This window comes from Advenella mimigardefordensis DPN7, assembly GCF_000521505.1.
Classification (GTDB): Bacteria; Pseudomonadota; Gammaproteobacteria; order Burkholderiales; family Burkholderiaceae_B; genus Advenella; species Advenella mimigardefordensis.
In genome coordinates, this window is the sequence record NZ_CP003915.1 from 644,685 (window position 1) to 663,114 (window position 18,430).

Here is an 18,430-nt window from a genome sequence, read left to right on the forward strand (position 1 = left end):
ATATGATAATGTCTTCCTCTGAATTAATGTTAATGATTGATTGAAGGCACAATCTTACAATGTGCTTTTGTCAGTACAAGGATGTCAAATGGCTACCCGAAAATCTACCAATCGTTCAAGCCGTCAGGGCAGTAAATCCAATACCAATAGTCAGCACGCAGAAACCGATCTGACGCCAAGAGAAGTGGCTGCGGGCGATATCCAGTCGGGAACGTCGCCGGAACAAACCCGCGACATCACGGTCATGGATAGTGAGCGCGCGCATATCAATGCCGAAGCCGCTGCCTTTACCGCCGATCTTGTCGGCACCGATAAGGCAGCGCGCAACCAGCGGGCGCATCTGCTGCTCGAAGGCATGGCAGCCGATGACCGGCGTGAGTTGCTCAAGCTGCTGCGCGAGGAAAAACTGCGTGCCGATAATGTCCGGCACCCGGAAACCGATCCCGACTACAAACTCCAGGAAAACTGGCAGGATGGCGGATATCCCTATAAATATCTGATGTCACGTCGTAACTACGAGTTTCAGAAATACGACTTGCAGGTGGAGCTGCTCAAGCTGCAGTCCTGGGTCAAGGAAACCGGTCAGCGCGTGGTGATTGTTTTCGAAGGTCGTGATGCGGCGGGTAAGGGCGGCACCATCAAGCGTTTCATGGAGCATATGAATCCGCGGCATGCCCGTGTGGTGGCGTTGCAGAAGCCAACGGAACGTGAACTGGGTCAATGGTACTTCCAGCGTTACGTGGAGCATCTGCCCACCAGTGGCGAGATTGTTCTGTTTGACCGTTCCTGGTACAACCGGGCAGGGGTTGAGCGGGTCATGGGCTTCTGTACCGATGCCGAATACATGGAATTCATGCGTCAGGCGCCCGAGTTCGAACGCAATCTGGTTCGCAGCGGCATTCGTGTGATCAAGTTCTGGTTCTCGGTCAGTCAGGGTGAACAGAAACGCCGCTTCAAGGAGCGCCGTCATCATCCACTCAAGCAGTGGAAGTTGTCTCCTATCGACATGGCCTCGCTGGACAAGTGGGATGACTACACCCGTGCCAAGGAAGCTATGTTCTTTCATACGGACACCAGCGATGCGCCGTGGATCGTGGTCAAGTCCAACTGCAAGAAACGCGCACGGCTCAATGCCATGCGCTACGTGCTGCAGCAGTTCGAATACACCAACAAGGACCCCGCACATATCGGCAAGATTGATCCGCTGATTGTGGGCCGCTCCAACGTGGTGTACGAGCAGGGCGAGCATGTCCTGCAGAGCCCGTCAGGGGTAAAGCAGGAAACCCGCTGAGCCGGGCTTCTACTGGCTGAGCTATCCGCGCGCCACCAGTTCCTGGGCCCGGTTCAGTACCTGGTCCAGGGAGCGCTGCAGAACCTCGCGCTCGGTGGGACTCAGATCCTGCAACAGATAATCATTACGCGCCACCATGAGGGGTGACACCTTCTCGTAGGCCGCCTGGCCGGCGGGTGTCGCCAGAAGAATCTGCTGTCGCTTATCGTCAGCATCGGCCTTACGGGACACGAATCCCTTTTTTTCCAGCCGGGCAATGGCCCGGCTCACCTGCATTTTGTCAAGCGTGGTGTGTTGTGCGATATCGGTTGCACGCATATGGCGTGCCTGATTGACGGCCACCAGCACGCGCCAGTCGTCGCGCGAAATGCCCAGTCGGCTTTCATAGACCGTGGCGACCGAATGGCTGACCACATCGGCCAGTTGCGAGAACTGATAGGGCAGAAAAGCATTCAAATCAATCATGGGAACTCGTTTAATGTTCATTTGGTAACGTATGATACTTTATTTCTGCGTGCTGATCTGAGTGGTGGATAATAAAAAAATCAGCGATACATCAATATAAACTAATGAATTGACGTGTTTACTGATTGACGTAAAAAAATAAATGCGATCTAATAGTAACGTCGGTTACTATTTTGATTGAGCTGATTAAATAAGCCTTGGCCTTGACATCCGTGCTTTGGAACTTCCGTAAAGGAGCCGTTGCGTTGAGCCTTTGCGTCATACGTATAACCAATGCAGATTCGTACTGCAAAGCGCGGCGTCCCTGGTGGCGCCCGTGTTTATGCAATCCGGCCTGAATGCTTATTATTTCATTCAGCATAACAGATAAAGAGGGTAGACATGGACATTCAGAAAATACATCACGTAGCCTATCGTTGCAAAGACGCGAAGCAAACCGTTCTCTGGTACAAGGAAAATCTGGGGATGGATTTTGTGCTGGCCATTGCCGAGGATCGTGTGCCGTCCACCAAGGCCAATGACCCCTACATGCATGTTTTCATTGACGCGGGTCACGGCAATATTCTGGCGTTCTTTGAATTGCCGAATTCACCGGAAATGGGTGCAGATCCCAATACGCCAGACTGGGTTCAGCACATTGCGTTCGAAGTGCCCAGTGTGCAGGTGCTGGAGCGCACCAAAGAAAAATTGCAGGCCAAAGGCATCGATGTAGTGGGTATCACCAATCATGTTCTGTTTAAGTCCATTTATTTTCGCGATCCCAATGGCCATCGTGTTGAGCTGGCCGCACCCACGGCCACACCGGAGATGAACCGGAAACTGGATGAGGTCAAATGGGAGATGCTGGAAGAGTGGAGCAAGACGCGGCGTGCCCCTAAGCATGCCGCGTGGCTGCACGAAGAAGAGTTCCAGTCGTAACCGGGCAGCGCGCCTGGGTGGGCAGGGGCTTTAGCCTGCCAGGATGCGCCGGCGCTTTAGATTATTGGAAGGCAGTCCGCGCGTCCAGGAACCTGTCGGCGAAATAGCGGCTGTTCAGTGAATCGACCCGAACCTTGCCGTTATTGCGGCTGGATGGGGCGTGAACAAATTCGTTGTTGCCGATATAAATGCCCATATGTGAGTAGGGCTTGTAGGTATTGAAGAAGACAAAGTCGCCTTTTTTAAGCTCGGAGCGGGAAATCGGTCGGGTCAGTTTGGCGATCATTGCCGTGTTATGCGGAAAGCGAAAGTCTGCCGATTCCTGGAATACATAGCTCACAAACCCGCTGCAGTCCATGCCGTCTGGTGTCATGCCGCCGTAGCGGTACGGTGTGCCAGTCAGCGTCAGCGCCTGTTCCAGTACCGGATCGCGATAGGATGCGTCCAGCGAAGGGCTTGAATAGGAAGCCGGCACGCTGGCTGTGGGCCCACGGCTTGCGCAGCCTGCCAGCAGACAGCCTGTTATCACCATTGCAATAGAAATCTGGACACGTAGCATAGCTTACCCGGCGCGATCAACCCTGTGGACTCCAGTATCGCAAGTTCACCGCGCCAGGAAAAGCATTTTGTCGGTATTTTTTAAAAAATACCAAAAAATCAATCATAAAAACAACAACTTAGTACTATTATTTTATGTTGTTTGTAAAGAGTGTTTTTAATCTGGACGGCTGGCTGCGCCAGAACTGTGGAGAGGCGTCGATATGTGCCCCCAGTTCGGCTGCCGCGTGCCACGGCCAGCGGGCATCATAAAGCATACCGCGGGCAATGCCCACCAGATCTGCCTGTCCCGAGGCGACCACTGTTTCGGCCATGTGCGGCTCGGTAATCAGGCCTACACCAATCACCGGCACATCCACCGCCTCTTTAATCGCCTGCGCGAAAGGCAATTGATAGCCTGGTTCGTTCCTGATCTGTTGCGCCTGCGACAGGCCGCCGGAAGACACATGAATAAAGGCCGCACCCCGCTCTTTCAGTGCCTGACTCAGTTGAATACTTTGCTGCACGTCCCAGCCGCCATCGACCCAGTCACTGGCTGAAATCCGCACACCGACCGGCACCTTGCCAGCCACTTCTGCATAAACCGCCTCAAATACTTCCAGTACAAAGCGCATGCGGTTCTCCAGAGAGCCGCCATAGTTGTCCTGACGCTGGTTCGACAGGGGTGACAGGAACTCGTGCAGCAGGTAGCCGTGGGCGCCATGCAGTTCGATGGCATCAATGCCCAGATCCACGCTGCGGCGGGCCGCCTGTACGAAGGCACTGATAATACGCGTCAGCCCGGCCTGGTCCAGTTCCTGGGGCGGACGATCCTTGGGATCGAAGGGCACCGGTGAGGGGGCATAGGTTTGCCAGCCCCCTTCTTCCAGCGGCAATTGGGCACCGCCAAACCATGGCTGACGGCATGAAGCCTTGCGCCCGGCGTGCGCCAGTTGAATGGCAAAGGGCGTATCGGAAAAGCTGCGGATATCGCGCAAGGTACGCGCGATGGCTTCCTGAGTCACGTCGTCCCATAAGCCGACGTCTGCCGGCGAGATGCGGCCTGCCGGTTCAACGCCTGTGGCCTCGATAAACACCAGTGCAGAGCCGGACACGGCCAGCGAACCCAGATGCATCAGATGCCAGGGCTGCATACAGCCGTCTATGGCGGAGTACTGGCACATGGGGGGGACAATAATGCGGTTTTTCAGCTGCAGGCTGCCCAGGTTGAAGGGACTGAACAGGATCGAATCGGTCATGGTTTCATCACACTTTTGAAATTGTCGGGGGAGTGGCACGGGCACTGCAGACGGTGTCTTCAGCGCCTTTGTCTAGTTTTTACCATACCTGTCAGTGATGACTGATGTATGACCCTGCTGATGACAGGTGTGTGCGGCGACATCCGTGCGTGGAGGCGAGCCAGGGCCTGGTTTTGCTCCTGCGAAACGTGGCGTAACGGGCGAGGTATGCGCAGATCATATTTGCAGCGGTGGCAATATTCCTGAAAAAAATGCTAGTAATAAGCTTAAAATGTAATTATATTTTCACATCAGATGAAAACAGTAAGTTTACTTACATTGTCGTTTGTGCTGCACTTCCTCTTTCGGACTCTTACCTGCTGCCACCATGATTGAAACCGAATTTACCCGGGCACTGGCCAAACGGCTGCCAGAGCTGACCAAACCCCAGCGCCTGCTGGGTGCTTACGTGCTTGAACATCCGTTCAAGGTGGCGATCATGTCGATCGACGAATTTGCTCAGGCTGCCGGCGTGTCCAGCGCCAGCGCCAATCGTTTCGCACGGGCGCTGGGCTACCCGGGGTATGCGCAGTTTCGGCAAAACATCATCAAGGGCTTCGAAGGCGTGCTCGAATCGGTCAATCGCCTGAAAAAAGAACAGTCTTATCCGGCCACCAATCAGGAAATCATCTCCAATGTTCTGGTGGAAGGGCAGCGTAATCTGGAAAAGACCCGCCTTAATTTACGCGCCGAGACCTGTGACCAGGCGGTGGATATGATTCTGGCTGCGCGGCGTATTTTTGTGCTGGGCATGGGCACCAGCGGTTATCTGGCCGGCCTGCTGGAACGGCGCCTGCTGGCCCATAACGGTATGGTGGTCAGTCTTGCCGGCCCCGGTGGTACCACCTACGCGGCCCGCAGGCTGGCGCTGGTCGATGAAAACGACCTGATCATCGTCCTGACGTTCCCCCGGTATCTGTCCGACACGGTCCGAATCGTACAACGAGCGCACGGGCGCGGCGCAAAGGTTCTTGGATTGACCGACAAGGCCACGGCGCCGATTGTTCCGACCTGTGATTGCGTTCTGTATACCTCCAGCGACAGCGTCTATGGAACCAACAGCGACCCGATCGCCCTGGCCCTGATCGACGGCCTGATGGCCGCCCTGGACTATCGCTCACCCTTTTCAGTTGAAATTGCCACGGAAGTGGCAGAAACCATTACCCCCTGGCTTATTCACGGAGAAACGTCGGCATGACAACTGCCATTATTGCCATTCATGGCGGGGCCGGAGCCCTGTCTCGCGCAACCATTACGCCGCAACAGCAGGCAGCCTACGAGACGGCCCTGAACGATATCCTGGTGCAAAGCGGCGCGGTGCTTGAACAGGGTGGCTCGGCACTGGATGCCGTGACGCTGGCGGTTCGCCTGCTTGAGGACTGTCCCTTATTCAATGCCGGCTATGGCTCTGTATTTACCAGCGCTGCAACCCATGAAATGGATGCGGCCATTATGGACGGCGCCACCCTGGGCTGCGGGTCGGTTGCATCGGTCTCCACCGTGCGCAACCCGGTGCTGGCGGCCAGGGCAGTAATGGAAACCAGCGAGCACGTGTTCTTTTGCGGCAAACCTGCCGAAGCACTTGCCGCTGCTGCCGGTCTGGAAATGGTCGAGCCCGATTACTTCAGTACACCCCTGCGCCGGGAACAGCTGGATCGCGTACGCGCCAGCGGCGAAGGTGGATTTGTTCTGGATCACGATGCCGTGGAAAAAACGCAGGATGATCGTACTGCACCGCTGGACGAAGATAAAAAACTGGGTACGGTGGGCGCGGTTGCGCTGGATCAGTTCGGCAATCTCGCTGCGGCAACGTCAACCGGCGGCATGACCAACAAGCAGCCAGGCAGAGTGGGCGACTCACCTATTATTGGCGCAGGTTGTTATGCCAATAATCACAGTTGTGCGGTTTCCAGCACCGGAACCGGTGAAATGTTTATTCGCAGTGTTGCCGCCTATGACGTGGCAGCACAAATGCAATATGGGGCGCGCACGCTGGCGCAGGCCGCCGATAACGTGGTGTTCAACAAGCTGCCGGCCATCGGCGGCGTGGGTGGCCTGATCGCGATCGACGCGCAGGGCAATGTGGCGCTGCCATTCAATTCCGAAGGCATGTATCGCGGCTATCTGCGGGTCGGGCAGGAGCCGTTTGTCGGTATTTATCGTTGAGTGGAAGCGCTGCAGCATTGCTTGCGGTATGGAGAAAACAGTAAGTGAATACAAAAGTGATTAATACAAACGCCGGGAAGGCGCCAGCTCACGATGCTGCGCCACTGGCGTCCGACAACGTGCTGGATGTGCGCAATCTGAGCGTTAACTTTGTCGGCTCAGAAAGAACCGTGCAGGCGGTGCAGGATTTGTCGTTTACAGTGGGCCGCGGCGAAACGCTGGCCATCGTGGGTGAATCGGGTTCGGGCAAATCGGTGACCTCGCTTTCCCTGATGCGTCTGGTGGAACATGGCGGTGGTCGTATCGTGAACGGGCAAATGCTGTTTCGTCGGCGTCAGGGGCAGGTGGTGGATCTGGCTCAATTGCCTGGCGCACAACTGCGCGCCATTCGCGGGGCTGATATGGCCATGATTTTTCAGGAACCCATGACATCGCTGAACCCGGTGTTTACGGTGGGTGACCAGATTGCCGAATCCATTCGCCTGCATCAGGGATTGGGCCAGCAGCAAGCCAGTGCAGAGGCCTTGCGTATGCTTGATCAGGTGCGTATTCCCGAAGCGCGCGCCGTAATGTCACGCTTTCCTCACCAGCTGTCGGGCGGGATGCGCCAACGCGTCATGATTGCCATGGCGCTGGCCTGCAAGCCGGCCCTATTGATTGCCGATGAGCCCACGACGGCGCTGGATGTGACCATTCAGGCGCAGATTTTGCAATTGATTCGCGAGCTGCAGAAAGAAATGAGCATGGGCGTGATCTTCATTACGCACGATATGGGTGTGGTCGCGGAAGTGGCCGATCGCGTGCTGGTCATGTACAAAGGCAATAAGGTGGAACACAATGGCGCCGAGGCTATTTTTCACCATCCCCAACATGCCTACACCAAGGCCTTGCTGTCGGCCGTGCCGCGACTGGGGTCCATGAATGGTACATCGTTGCCTGCCCATTTTGAACTGCTCTCGCTGCAGCAGGCGAAGGCTGATCAGGCTGTGGCTGCAAAGGAACCGGTGGTGCTGGCACCGAACCGCGAGGCCGGTCCGATCCTGCAGGTTAAGGATCTGGTGACGCGCTTTGACGTGACCAGCGGCATTTTCAATCGCGTGGTCAAGCGTGTGCATGCTGTGGAAAAAGTCAGCTTTGACCTGTATCCGGCAGAAACGCTGGCGCTGGTTGGCGAGTCCGGTTGTGGCAAATCCACCACTGGCCGTTCTCTGCTGCGGCTGATTCAGGCGCATTCGGGACAGATCCTGTTCCAGGGGCGCGATATCAGCAAGCTCAATACACAGGATATGCAGGCCGTGCGGCGCGATATCCAGTTCATTTTTCAGGATCCGTATGCCTCGCTGGACCCGCGTCAGACCGTGGGTTATTCCATTATGGAGCCACTGCTGATCCATCGCGTGGCCAGTGGACGCGAGGCATTGGCCCGGGTTGAATGGCTGCTTGAAAAAGTGGGTCTGCCACCGGCCATGGCTCAGCGTTATCCGCATGAGTTTTCCGGTGGCCAGCGTCAGCGCATCTGTATCGCACGCGCCCTGGCACTCAACCCCAAAGTGGTGATTGCAGACGAATCGGTATCGGCGCTGGATGTGTCGATACAGGCGCAGATCGTGAATCTGCTGATGGATCTGCAAAAAGAATTTGGTATTTCCTATTTGTTTATTTCACATGACATGGCAGTGGTGGAACGTATCAGTCATCGCGTGGCAGTGATGTACCTGGGACAGGTGGTTGAACTGGGCTCGCGTCGTGAAATATTCGAAAACCCTCAGCATCCCTATACGCAAAAACTCATGGCGGCAGTGCCGATTGCTGATCCGGAACGCCGCCACAAGTTGTCGACGCTGATGGCCGGTGAAATCCCCAGCCCGGTCCGAGCGGTAGGCGATGAACCCTTGGTCATGCCGCTGGAACAGGTGGGGACGGATCATTTTGTTGCCCGCCACGCGGTAGGTATTTACTGATTTTTATTACATTTTTTAAACGATGTTTAACCACTTATTCTTCGCAGGGAGATTTTCATGAAGCCTATTTATCTTCGCAGCGCATTGCTGGCCCCCGCCCTGGTGGCGTGTCTGGCCTTTTCTCACACTGCACTGGCGGCCAAAGATGTGACGGTTGCTGTTCCATATGGTTTTGATTCACTCGATCCCTATAACACCAATTCAACCCAGTCGCAGGCCGTGGGCAAAGGCTGGTACGAAGGGCTGTTTATGTTTGATCGCGACTTTAAGATTCATCCCTTACTGGCTACCGGCTATGAAGTCAGCGAAGATGGCCTGACCTATACCCTCAAGCTGCGCCAGAACGTCAAGTTCCACGATGGTACCGACTTTAATGCAGATGCAGTCAAAGTGAATTTTGAACGTGTGCTGAACCGCAGCAATGCACTGGGTCGCTACAACCAGTTCAAGATGATTGACAAGATTGAGGTGATTGATCCGGCTACCGTGAAAATCACGCTTAAACAACCGTTCTCTGCCTTCATCAATAATCTGACGCATCCTTCTGCCATGATCATTTCTCCCGCTGCGCTGGAAAAATATGGCAAGGATATCAATCTGCATCCTACCGGCACCGGCCAATATACGTTTGTTGAATGGAATCCCGGCCAGAATGTGAAAATGAAAAAATTCGACGGCTATTGGGACAAGGAACATCTGGCGAAAGTCGATTCCATCAATTTCCGCGTGGTCACAGATAACAACACGCGTGCTGCGGTGATGCAGACCGGCGAGGCACAGTTTACCTATCCGATTCCGTATGAGCAGGCGGCAGTCCTGAAGAAAAATGACAAGCTTGATTTGCTGGCCGAGCCTTCGATCATTGCACGCTATATCGCCATGAATAATCTGGCCAAGCCTTTCGATAATCCGAAAGTACGCGAAGCCATGAATTACGCCATCAATAAAGAAGCGCTGAACAAAGTTGTGTTTAACGGCTATGCGCGTGTAGCCGAGGGTGTGGTACCGGGTAAGGTCGAGTTCTCACAAAAAATGGCACCGTGGCCCTATGATCCGAAGAAAGCCCGTGAACTGCTGGCTGAAGCCGGTTATCCGCAAGGCTTTGAAACCACGCTGTGGAGCGCCTATAACGATGGTACATCGGTCAAGGCAATCCAGTTCATTCAGCAGCAACTGCGTCAGGTTGGAGTAAAAGTATCGGTCGAAGCCCTGGAAGCGGGTCAGCGGGTGCAACGGGTAGAGACCGTGCAAAAACCTGAGGATGCCAAAGTACGTATGTACTATATCGGCTGGTCAGCCTCAACCGGTGAAGCCAACTGGGCATTGAGCCCCTTGCTGGCAAGCGAGTCATGGGCCCCCACTTTTGGCAACTACTCCTACTATAAAAATGAGCAGGTTGACAAAGACCTGGCCGATGCCCTGAAAACCACGGATAAAGCCAAAAAAACCGAGCTGTACAAAGATGCTCAGGAACGGATCTATAAGGATGCACCCTGGATATTTCTGAATACTGCCGATACGGTCGCCGCCCGCAGTAAGAAGCTCGAAGGCTTTGACATGATGCCGGATGCGTCCTATTACTTCCGGGATGTCAACCTGAAAGACTAAGTCTGTCCGGTCTGACACTCCAATTGCAATTGAAATGGCCGCGGCACTCAAGGGTGTTGCGGCCCGATGGATTCACAAATGCTTTCCTATCTGGTTAAACGGATTTTCGGGATGATACCGACGCTGATTCTGGTGTGCGTGGTGGTGTTCCTGTTTGTACATATGTTGCCCGGCGATCCCGCCAGGCTTGCCGCAGGGCCCGAGGCGGATGCCGAGACGGTTCAGCAGATTCGCAAGCAACTGGGCCTGGATTTGCCCTTGCCGCAGCAGTTCGGCCATTATCTGGTCAATCTGAGTCAGGGCGATCTGGGTACCTCGTTGCGTACCAAGCGGCCGGTGCTGACTGAAATCGCAGCCCGATTCACCCCCACGTTGCTGCTGACCATTACCAGCATGATCTGGTCGGTGATTTTTGGCCTGGTGATCGGTGTGGTGTCGGCTGTCTGGCGTAATCGCTGGCCCGATCGCCTGTTCATGACACTGGCGGTGTCCGGTATTTCCTTCCCGCCGTTCGCGCTGGGTATGGTCCTGATTCAAATCTTTGCCGTCGATCTGGGGTGGCTGCCGTCGGTGGGTGCAACCAGCTGGCAACACTATATCCTGCCGTCTATCACGCTGGGCGCTGCGGTCGCGGCCATCATGGCACGCTTCACACGCGCCTCGTTCGTCGAAGTGATCCAGGAAGATTTCGTGCGCACCGCCCGCGCCAAAGGCTTGTCGGAAAAAGTCGTCATCGTTAAACATACCCTGCGCAATGCGCTGATTCCGGTGGTGACGATGATGGGCCTGCAGTTCGGCTTCCTGCTGGGCGGCTCGATCGTGGTGGAAACCGTGTTCGGCTGGCCCGGGATGGGGACGCTGCTGGTGGATGCCGTTACGGCAAGGGACTATCCGATTATTCAGGGGCTGGTTCTGCTGTTTTCCTTTGAATTCATTTTGATCAATCTGATTGTTGACGTGCTGTATGGCGTGATCAATCCGACCATCCGTTACAAATAACGGGACAGATATGACGCAAGTAACTTCCTCTCCGATAGAATCGCTGCCGCCACAACGGGAACGCATCCGCACCCCGATGACGGAATTTATCCGCAAGTTCCGCAAGCAGCACCTGGCTGTTGTCGCGGCGCTGTTTATTATTGCGCTTGTCATCGTTGCCATTGTGGCGCCGTGGATCGTGCCCTTCGATCCCGAAGAATATTTCGATTACGATCGCATCAATCAGGCGCCGTCTTTACTGCACTGGCTGGGTGTGGATTCGCTGGGTCGGGATATTTTCAGCCGTATCGTTATGGGTACGCGTATTTCTCTGGCGGCCGGCTTTATCTCGGTTGCATTGGGCGCCGTTGTGGGCACGGTGCTGGGACTGCTGGCCGGATATTATGAAGGCTGGTGGGAACGCATTGTGATGCGTATTTCAGACGTGTTGCTGGCGTTTCCAGGCATTCTGCTGGCCATTGGCGTGATTGCAGTACTGGGCCCCAGCATGGTGAACGTGGTGATCGCGGTTGCCGTGTTCAGTATTCCCGCTTTTGCGCGACTGGTGCGCGGCAATACCCTGTCGCTGAAAAACATGACGTACATCGAAGCCGTTCGCAGTATCGGCGCTTCTGATTTTACGATCATCTTCAAACATATTCTGCCCGGCACGATCTCACCCATTCTGGTCTATGGCACGATGCGTATCGGTACCTCGATCATTACGGCGGCGTCGCTGTCGTTTATCGGCCTGGGCGCGCAGCCGCCTACGCCGGAGTGGGGTGCAATGCTTAACGAAGCGCGCTCTGATATGGTGCTGGCACCGCACGTAGCGATTTTTCCGTCACTGGCTATCTTCCTGACCGTGCTGGCGTTCAACCTGCTGGGCGACGGGCTGCGGGATGCGCTGGATCCGAAGATAGACCGGCAATAAGTGTGTGGCATTGTCGATGCGATGTGCTCTTGAATGATGAGTGACTATGATTGATTCTCAAAGCCCTGCAGCGCTGCGGGCTGCGCCGCAAGTCGGTATTCTGCCTGCGGGGCCGCATAACTGCATTACCGATGTATCGGGCGTGAAGGTGGGGCATACTACCCTGGCACAAGGGCCGATTCAAACCGGTGTGACGGTTATCTATCCGCATGCAGGCAATCTGTTTCTGGATAAGGTGGCTGCCGGTGCATCGGTGATTAACGGCTTTGGCAAAAGCATGGGACTGGTGCAGTTGCAGGAACTGGGGGTGATTGAAACCCCGCTGGCGCTCACCAATACTTTTTCCGTGCCCATGGTGGCGCAGGCGCAAATCCGGCAGGCCATCACAGCCAATCCACAGATTGGTCGCGACTGGGCTACCGTTAATCCGCTGGTGCTTGAGTGCAATGACGGGTATCTGAATGATATCCAGGCCATGGCGGTAACCGAGGCAGACTACTTTGAAGCTTGTACCAATGTGACCGCGCAACCGGCGCAGGGCGCAGTGGGTGCGGGTCGCGGGATGAGCTGCTTTGGTTTGAAAGGCGGTATTGGTACGGCATCGCGGATCGCCCGGCAGGATGGAGAACTGGCACGCAGCGCCCCCGACTATGTTGTGGGGGTGCTGGTGCTGTCCAATTTCGGCAAATTGCGCCATTTGCGGGTCAATGGTCACATGCTGGGCCAGGACATCAAAAGGCGCATGGCCCGGCATGAGACGCATGAGACATTACCAGCGGCGTCAGGCATCGCAGACAATGCCCCCGATCAAGGCTCGATCATTATTGTTGTGGCCACCGATGCGCCGCTGGACGCCAGGCAATTGCGTCGGCTCAGCATGCGCGCGGCGGCCGGCCTTGCCCGTACCGGTTCAAACTTCGGGCACGGCAGTGGCGATATTGCCGTTGCCTTTTCTACAAGTATGCGCATCAGCCAGCAAGTGCAGGCAGAGCAGAGATCTGCGATACCGTTGCACGAGCAACAATTGGAGCCGTTGTTTGACGCGGCCGCCGAGGCCACGGAACAGGCTATCGTAAATGCGCTGTGGCGCGCAACCGCTGTGACCGGGCGTGATGGCAATACGCGTCTGCCGGTCACTCACTGGCTGCACGACTAAGTGTCTGCATGCCTGCAGCACAAAGACGGTCTTAAATAATAGTTATATTTCAGTTGTAATAATATGCAGTTGAGATAAAAATTGGTAAAGAATAATAAGGTGTGATCAATGAAGATACTCATATCAACAGACATTGAAGGCGTCGCCGGTGTGGTGGACTCGCAGCAGGTGCGTGCCGGCAACGTAGAATATGAACGGGCACGGCAGTGGATGACGGCAGAAGCCAATGCGGCGATTGCCGGTGCATTCGATGGCGGTGCTACGGCCGTCTATGTGAACGATTCGCATGGCGGCTTTCGCAATATGATTGCCTCCGACATTGATGCGCGTGCCACATTGATTACCGGCAAGCCTCGTGTATACAGCATGATGACCGGACTTGAGTTCGGGGTGAATGCGGTTGCACTGGTGGGGCATCATTCACGGGCGCAGGGTCGGGGGGTGCTGGCCCATACCATCAATAGCTTTGCCTTTGCCCGGGTGATGGTCAACGGCATTGAACTGGGCGAGCCCGGCCTTTATGGTGCGCTGGCCGGCCAGGCGGGAGTGCCGGTGATCTTCGGCAGTGGTGATCAGGTGTTTGTTGAAGAGAATAAGGATTTTTTCGACGGTGCCGTTTGGGTGGAAACCAAACAGGCCATGGGTCATGCCAGCGCCGCTACCCTGACACCACAAGCCGCCTGCGCGCGTATCCGCGAGGGCATGAGCAGGGCCGTTCAGGCCGGCAAGACGCAGGCGTTAACTCCATTTGTGATTGGCGCGCCGTATGAATGTCGGCTGCAAACCAATTCTCCTGCGCTGGCCGATACGTTTTGCATCCTGCCCGGCACGGAGCGAGTCGATGGCGTGACGCTGTCATTTAAGGCCGAGAGTATTGAATACGTGATCCGCACTTTGAATGTGTTTTCCACCATGTCGGTGGCATTGCGCTAGTATCCGGGCTGGGTGAGCGTCAGGCCGGGTTATCCCAGCTTGCAAATGCCCGTCGGCGTTCTGATGATCGCCTGCAAGGCGGGCTTGCTCCCAGGCGCGGATGGCAATACCGAGACGGGGGCGTCCAGTTGCAGGCTGGCCAGTAGGGCCTGCATCGTTTCAGGTTCGGGGTGATAAATATGCAAGGCTTCCAGCGACAACCCCTGATCCGGCATGGATAAGACCGGCAGCGCGGGCGTGTGCCATTCAATCAGCGCCGGGGCCAGCCCATCCAGGGGCGCGGTGCCGCTTTCGGGAATAGTGATCAGCCAGTTCAGGTCGCCGCGCTGCATGGATGTAATCGGGCCCAAATGCTGAGGGCAGGCCGCGGCATGGCTGTGAATATCGGTCGTGCGCAGCACCCAGGCCGACAGCGTTGGGGCGCTGTCCGATGCCATTTGATCCAGTCCGAACCAGCGTGGTTGCGCGGGCGGCGGTGCAGCAGGATTGACGGCAATGACTTCCAGATAAACATTTGTGCCACAGCGTAGCAGCAGATTATGTGTACCCATTTTTTGGTGCTCTCCACCTGGCAGTGGGGCAACACCCAGACAGTCTTTGACATAGGCCGCGCCTGTATCCAGGTCGCTTGCAGTGACAACAATATGATCAATGACGGTGTGGGGTACAGGCATGATGACTCCGGTTTGGTGGTTCAGGCTGCAGGCTGATCGGTGTTTGTGTCGGGATTGGCTTGCAACTGGCCTTGCTGTGAAAAAGCATCCAGCACGGCAAGGGCCAGTGCATCAATCGAATCGGAGATCACCACATCAAATTCACCACGGCGTGAGGGCGGGATGGCCAGTGGCAATTCGGTGCAACCCAGGATCACGGCCCGCGCGCCCATTTGCGTTAGTTGATTCACGGCACTGGCCGCAGGAGCAAACGCCAGTTCGTTCTGATTGGCTTTGACAGCGGCGATGGCCTGCACAGACCAATCACGAATGCGATTGTCATTGCCGGTAAACGGTTCATATCCGGCTGCACGCAGGGCGTCCTGATACAGCCCCAGTTGCATGGTTGCCGGCGTGCCCATGACCCCTACCGGGCCATCAAAAATGCCATTGCGCCGCAGGTCCTGAATCACCGACTCGACAATGTGCAGAACGGGTACCTGTACGCTATCGCGCAGTTGCTCAAACCATAAATGGGCGGTATTGCACGGGATGGCAATGCATTGTGCGCCCCAGCGTTGCAAATCCTGCATGCCTTCGCGCATGGCCGGCAGCGGGCTGGGGCCGCCGGCCAGCTGGGCGCTGCTGCGGTCGGGGATCCGCGGATCATTGCGCAGCAGTACCGGGATATGCGCCTGGTCGGCGGTTACCGGCGTCAATTGCACAAGCCGGGCGGCGAACGTAGCGCCGGCCAGCGGCCCCATGCCGCCCAGGACGCCGAGCACGGGCCAGGCCGCAGGTGCAGCTGCGGGAGATGTTGAAAACGTAGTTGAATCGAGCGATGACATGACGATAATTCTCCGTAAGGAGTGATTATACGGCCTGGGTCGCAGCGCAACGTACTTGTCGGCAGGGTTTTGCCTCTCCAGGCACGGTGCTGAGGTTACAATCAGGCGGAACCAAATTGATGTGACTGCTGACGCCCATGTGCCGGAGCAGCAGTCATGGCCTGTGCCGGGGCCGCTGCGCCGTCCGCTTTGCGGCGGCAATGGGCATTGCGGCGCGACAATCATTGCGTATTTTTGAACGTGGAGTCAGCATGGAAAGTTTCGACTATGATTTTTTTGTAATCGGCGGCGGTAGCGGTGGCGTACGCGCCTCGCGCATGGCGGCGCAGGCCGGTGCGCGGGTGGCCGTGGCCGAAGGGTCGGATCTGGGCGGAACATGTGTCAATGTCGGTTGTATTCCCAAGAAACTGTACAGCTATGCTGCACATTATCACGAAGCGTTTGAAGAGGCGCGCGGTTTTGGCTGGCAGGCAGGTGAGGCCTCGCTGGACTGGTCAGTCCTGAAAACCAACCGGGCCAGGGAGATTTCCCGTCTGAATGGCATTTATCATTCGCTGATCACCAATGCCGGCGCTACGCTGCTGACCGGCTGGGCCGAACTGGCCGGGCCCAATACCGTTCGCATGGACGACGGCAAAACCTATACCGCCAAACACATTCTGATTGCGACCGGCGGCTGGCCTGTTGTGCCCGATTTCCCCGGGCGCGAACATGTGATTACCTCAAATGAAATATTCGACCTCCCGCAGTTTCCCAAAAAGCTGGTGGTGGTGGGGGCCGGCTATATTGCATGTGAATTTGCATCGATCTTCAACGGTCTGGGCGCTCAAGTGCATATCGTGATTCGGCGCGATAGAATTTTGCGCGGCTTTGATGAAGAAATCTGCGCGTTCACGGCAAAGGAAATGGAAAAAGCCGGCGTGCACTTTCACTTCGAAACCAAAGTGGAGGGCATAGTCAAAGAGGGTGACGCGCTTTCAGTGAAATTGAATGACGGCACAACGCTGCAGGCCGATCAGGTGCTGTATGCGACAGGACGCGCACCCAATGTGCAAAAGCTCAACCTTGAATCAGCGGGCGTCCAGGTCAATCACAATGGCGCGATCCAGATAGACGAAAACTACCAGACTTCCGTGCCATCCATTTATGCCCTGGGCGATGTGACCGACAGGATTCAGCTTACACCGGTGGCACTGGGCGAAGCCATGGTGCTGGTGGATCATCTGTTCGGCAAGGGCGAGCGTCGCATGAGCTATGAGTTTATTCCAACTGCCATTTTCACGCATCCAAACGTGGGTACGGTTGGCTATAGTGAAGACGAAGCGCGGCAGAAGTACGGCGACGTTACCATCTATCGTTCTGAATTTCGTCCGCTCAAACACACACTCAGTGGCAGCACGGCCCGAATGATGATGAAACTGATTGTCGATAAACAAACCGACCGGGTCGTGGGCCTGCACATGGCGGGCGATGACGCCGGAGAAATCGTACAGGGCTTTGCGGTGGCCGTGCGTATGGGCGCAACCAAGGCAGACTTTGATGCGACCATTGGCATTCATCCGACGGCGGCCGAAGAGTTTGTCACCATGCGCGGATAACGCGTCCGTTTTTCCACTTCAGCGTTGGGCGGCATGGCAGGGGCAGATATAGACTGCCCGTATGGCCGTCGCCCGGCTGTGTTCAGCGCATATGGCTGTTCATATCGATGCCGCGAATGATATCGGCAACGGCCAGTACAAGCTGCGATTGCGCAGCGGCAGTCGCGATGGCAAGGGTCAGATTATTGCGAATGGCCGGCGCCACAATGGGAGCGCAACTCAAAAGTGTCGGGCCGGGAAGATCACCCAGTGCAGAGCGTGGAATGATGGTAAACACCGGTTCGTGCGAATAGCTCAGGGTTTCAACAATCGTCTGCACTACGTCCACTTCCGCCACAACATTCAATTGCACATTGCATTCCCGGCATGTTTGTTCCACCAGCGTACGGATGGTGTTGGGCGCGCTGGGCAGCACCAACGGATATTTATCCAGGTCAGAGACCGGGATGCTTGCCGGCAGCGGCGCTGCGCCGGCACGGGCGTGAGCCAGCACCAGCTCCTCCCGGTACAGCGATTCCACTTGCATCAGCGACGACGGCGCAGGTTCATAGAGCAGCGCCAGATCCACCTTGTCCTTGAGCAGCCAGTCACGTAACTGGGCGCTCAGGCCTTCGGCCAGCGTAATCGACGAGGCGGGAAACTGCGCCCGGAACTGTTGCATGATATTGGGCGCCAGCCGCCGCGCAATCCGTGGCGGAATGCCCAGCCGTACCCGACCCGGAGCCGACGAACGAAAATTGATCAGATCCTGCCGTGCCTGCGTAGCCAGATGGTGCAGGGTTCGTGCATGGCCCAGCAGCCGTGCGCCGGCCTCGGTCAGTTCCACGCCACGACCCGTACGCACCAGCAAATGCTGCCCTAGCTCGGCCTCCAGCAACTGGATTTGCCGGCTCAGTGACGGCTGTGACAGATCAAGCATATCCGCAGCACGGGAAAAGCTGCGCTGTTCGGCAATCACGATGAAATATTGAAGCTGTTTGAGGTCCATGTGGGAATGATATACGTTTTTTCAATATCAGAAGTCGCAAGGCGGGTCTTGATGATTCGCGGGCCCTCGCGCATGATGCCTGTAATGAGACAATGACA

Annotated in this window: 17 protein-coding genes; 11 read left to right on the plus strand and 6 right to left on the minus strand. The window is 56.1% G+C overall.

Translation table 11 applies throughout. The features are described from left to right. The first annotated feature begins 88 nt into the window (after window positions 1–88). Window positions 89–1,291: a polyphosphate kinase 2 gene (gene ppk2, locus MIM_RS03020; protein ID WP_025371287.1), complete on the plus strand. Its 1,203-nt coding sequence runs from the start codon at window positions 89–91 to the stop codon at window positions 1,289–1,291. A 21-nt stretch (window positions 1,292–1,312) separates the two neighbouring features. On the opposite strand, the gene MIM_RS03025 is transcribed toward ppk2, so the two are convergent. Continuing rightward, entirely contained in the window at window positions 1,313–1,756 is a 444-nt protein-coding gene (locus MIM_RS03025; protein ID WP_052342262.1) for a MarR family winged helix-turn-helix transcriptional regulator, read from the minus strand. Between the two features lie 381 nt (window positions 1,757–2,137). On the opposite strand from MIM_RS03025, the gene MIM_RS03035 reads away from it, so the two are divergent. Further along, on the plus strand, window positions 2,138–2,674 hold the full coding sequence (locus MIM_RS03035; RefSeq protein ID WP_025371290.1) for a VOC family protein: 537 nt from the start codon (window positions 2,138–2,140) through the stop codon (window positions 2,672–2,674). A 61-nt stretch (window positions 2,675–2,735) separates the two neighbouring features. Here the strand turns inward: MIM_RS03035 and MIM_RS03040 are convergent, their stop codons facing one another. Both MIM_RS03040 and MIM_RS03045 read right to left on the minus strand, forming a co-directional pair. Beyond that, window positions 2,736–3,233, minus strand: a complete 498-nt coding sequence (locus tag MIM_RS03040) for a C40 family peptidase (RefSeq protein WP_025371291.1) — start codon at window positions 3,231–3,233, stop codon at window positions 2,736–2,738. A 127-nt stretch (window positions 3,234–3,360) separates the two neighbouring features. Further along, the gene (locus tag MIM_RS03045; RefSeq protein WP_025371292.1) at window positions 3,361–4,470 is read right to left on the minus strand and encodes an NADH:flavin oxidoreductase/NADH oxidase; all 1,110 of its coding nucleotides are present in this window, start codon (window positions 4,468–4,470) and stop codon (window positions 3,361–3,363) included. Between the two features lie 367 nt (window positions 4,471–4,837). Between MIM_RS03045 and MIM_RS03050 the strand changes: the two genes are divergently transcribed. The 8 genes from MIM_RS03050 to MIM_RS03085 all read left to right on the plus strand — a co-directional run bounded on the left by MIM_RS03050 (window position 4,838) and on the right by MIM_RS03085 (window position 14,245). Continuing rightward, window positions 4,838–5,707, plus strand: a complete 870-nt coding sequence (locus MIM_RS03050) for a MurR/RpiR family transcriptional regulator (RefSeq protein WP_025371293.1) — start codon at window positions 4,838–4,840, stop codon at window positions 5,705–5,707. Next, window positions 5,704–6,675, plus strand: a complete 972-nt coding sequence (locus MIM_RS03055) for an isoaspartyl peptidase/L-asparaginase family protein (protein WP_025371294.1) — start codon at window positions 5,704–5,706, stop codon at window positions 6,673–6,675. The genes MIM_RS03050 and MIM_RS03055 overlap by 4 nt, the downstream gene beginning before the upstream one ends. Window positions 6,676–6,779: 104 nt before the next feature. After that, window positions 6,780–8,636 carry a dipeptide ABC transporter ATP-binding protein gene (locus tag MIM_RS03060; RefSeq protein ID WP_042070884.1) on the plus strand — a complete coding sequence of 619 codons (1,857 nt, stop codon included), beginning with the start codon at window positions 6,780–6,782 and terminating at the stop codon, window positions 8,634–8,636. Between the two features lie 57 nt (window positions 8,637–8,693). Then, window positions 8,694–10,244: a glutathione ABC transporter substrate-binding protein GsiB gene (gsiB, locus tag MIM_RS03065; protein WP_025371296.1), complete on the plus strand. Its 1,551-nt coding sequence runs from the start codon at window positions 8,694–8,696 to the stop codon at window positions 10,242–10,244. 78 nt (window positions 10,245–10,322) lie between these two features. Then, on the plus strand, window positions 10,323–11,243 hold the full coding sequence (gsiC, locus tag MIM_RS03070; RefSeq protein ID WP_025371297.1) for a glutathione ABC transporter permease GsiC: 921 nt from the start codon (window positions 10,323–10,325) through the stop codon (window positions 11,241–11,243). Window positions 11,244–11,253: 10 nt separating this feature from the next. Then, window positions 11,254–12,156, plus strand: a complete 903-nt coding sequence (gene gsiD / locus MIM_RS03075; protein WP_025371298.1) for a glutathione ABC transporter permease GsiD — start codon at window positions 11,254–11,256, stop codon at window positions 12,154–12,156. 46 nt (window positions 12,157–12,202) lie between these two features. Beyond that, window positions 12,203–13,312: a DmpA family aminopeptidase gene (locus tag MIM_RS03080; RefSeq protein ID WP_042069902.1), complete on the plus strand. Its 1,110-nt coding sequence runs from the start codon at window positions 12,203–12,205 to the stop codon at window positions 13,310–13,312. Between the two features lie 108 nt (window positions 13,313–13,420). Further along, window positions 13,421–14,245 carry a M55 family metallopeptidase gene (locus MIM_RS03085; RefSeq protein ID WP_025371299.1) on the plus strand — a complete coding sequence of 275 codons (825 nt, stop codon included), beginning with the start codon at window positions 13,421–13,423 and terminating at the stop codon, window positions 14,243–14,245. A gap of 29 nt (window positions 14,246–14,274) precedes the next feature. Here the strand turns inward: MIM_RS03085 and MIM_RS03090 are convergent, their stop codons facing one another. After that, window positions 14,275–14,919, minus strand: coding sequence for a VOC family protein (locus tag MIM_RS03090; RefSeq protein WP_042069904.1), 645 nt, complete (start codon window positions 14,917–14,919; stop codon window positions 14,275–14,277). A 20-nt stretch (window positions 14,920–14,939) separates the two neighbouring features. Further along, on the minus strand, window positions 14,940–15,746 hold the full coding sequence (cuyB, locus tag MIM_RS03095) for a cysteate racemase (RefSeq protein WP_025371300.1): 807 nt from the start codon (window positions 15,744–15,746) through the stop codon (window positions 14,940–14,942). Window positions 15,747–15,997: 251 nt separating this feature from the next. Between cuyB and gorA the strand changes: the two genes are divergently transcribed. Next, window positions 15,998–17,344 (plus strand): glutathione-disulfide reductase, encoded by a 1,347-nt coding sequence (gene gorA / locus MIM_RS03100; protein ID WP_042070888.1) that lies wholly within the window; start codon window positions 15,998–16,000, stop codon window positions 17,342–17,344. An 82-nt stretch (window positions 17,345–17,426) separates the two neighbouring features. Here gorA and MIM_RS03105 read toward each other — a convergent pair whose 3' ends face one another. Then, window positions 17,427–18,332 (minus strand): LysR family transcriptional regulator, encoded by a 906-nt coding sequence (locus tag MIM_RS03105; protein WP_025371301.1) that lies wholly within the window; start codon window positions 18,330–18,332, stop codon window positions 17,427–17,429. Window positions 18,333–18,430: the final 98 nt, after the last annotated feature.

What these genes read in the sequence shown, in the direction of transcription:
- MIM_RS03040 (WP_025371291.1), bottom strand. Translation starts at nt 3,233, where the DNA reads ATGCTACGTGTCCAGATTTCTATTGCAATGGTGATAACAGGCTGTCTG.
- MIM_RS03045 (WP_025371292.1), bottom strand. Translation starts at nt 4,470, where the DNA reads ATGACCGATTCGATCCTGTTCAGTCCCTTCAACCTGGGCAGCCTGCAG.
- gsiC (WP_025371297.1), top strand. Translation starts at nt 10,323, where the DNA reads ATGCTTTCCTATCTGGTTAAACGGATTTTCGGGATGATACCGACGCTG.
- MIM_RS03035 (WP_025371290.1), top strand. Translation starts at nt 2,138, where the DNA reads ATGGACATTCAGAAAATACATCACGTAGCCTATCGTTGCAAAGACGCG.
- ppk2 (WP_025371287.1), top strand. Translation starts at nt 89, where the DNA reads ATGGCTACCCGAAAATCTACCAATCGTTCAAGCCGTCAGGGCAGTAAA.
- gorA (WP_042070888.1), top strand. Translation starts at nt 15,998, where the DNA reads ATGGAAAGTTTCGACTATGATTTTTTTGTAATCGGCGGCGGTAGCGGT.
- MIM_RS03055 (WP_025371294.1), top strand. Translation starts at nt 5,704, where the DNA reads ATGACAACTGCCATTATTGCCATTCATGGCGGGGCCGGAGCCCTGTCT.
- gsiB (WP_025371296.1), top strand. Translation starts at nt 8,694, where the DNA reads ATGAAGCCTATTTATCTTCGCAGCGCATTGCTGGCCCCCGCCCTGGTG.
- MIM_RS03105 (WP_025371301.1), bottom strand. Translation starts at nt 18,332, where the DNA reads ATGGACCTCAAACAGCTTCAATATTTCATCGTGATTGCCGAACAGCGC.
- MIM_RS03090 (WP_042069904.1), bottom strand. Translation starts at nt 14,919, where the DNA reads ATGCCTGTACCCCACACCGTCATTGATCATATTGTTGTCACTGCAAGC.
- MIM_RS03050 (WP_025371293.1), top strand. Translation starts at nt 4,838, where the DNA reads ATGATTGAAACCGAATTTACCCGGGCACTGGCCAAACGGCTGCCAGAG.
- cuyB (WP_025371300.1), bottom strand. Translation starts at nt 15,746, where the DNA reads ATGTCATCGCTCGATTCAACTACGTTTTCAACATCTCCCGCAGCTGCA.
- MIM_RS03080 (WP_042069902.1), top strand. Translation starts at nt 12,203, where the DNA reads ATGATTGATTCTCAAAGCCCTGCAGCGCTGCGGGCTGCGCCGCAAGTC.
- MIM_RS03085 (WP_025371299.1), top strand. Translation starts at nt 13,421, where the DNA reads ATGAAGATACTCATATCAACAGACATTGAAGGCGTCGCCGGTGTGGTG.
- gsiD (WP_025371298.1), top strand. Translation starts at nt 11,254, where the DNA reads ATGACGCAAGTAACTTCCTCTCCGATAGAATCGCTGCCGCCACAACGG.
- MIM_RS03025 (WP_052342262.1), bottom strand. Translation starts at nt 1,756, where the DNA reads ATGATTGATTTGAATGCTTTTCTGCCCTATCAGTTCTCGCAACTGGCC.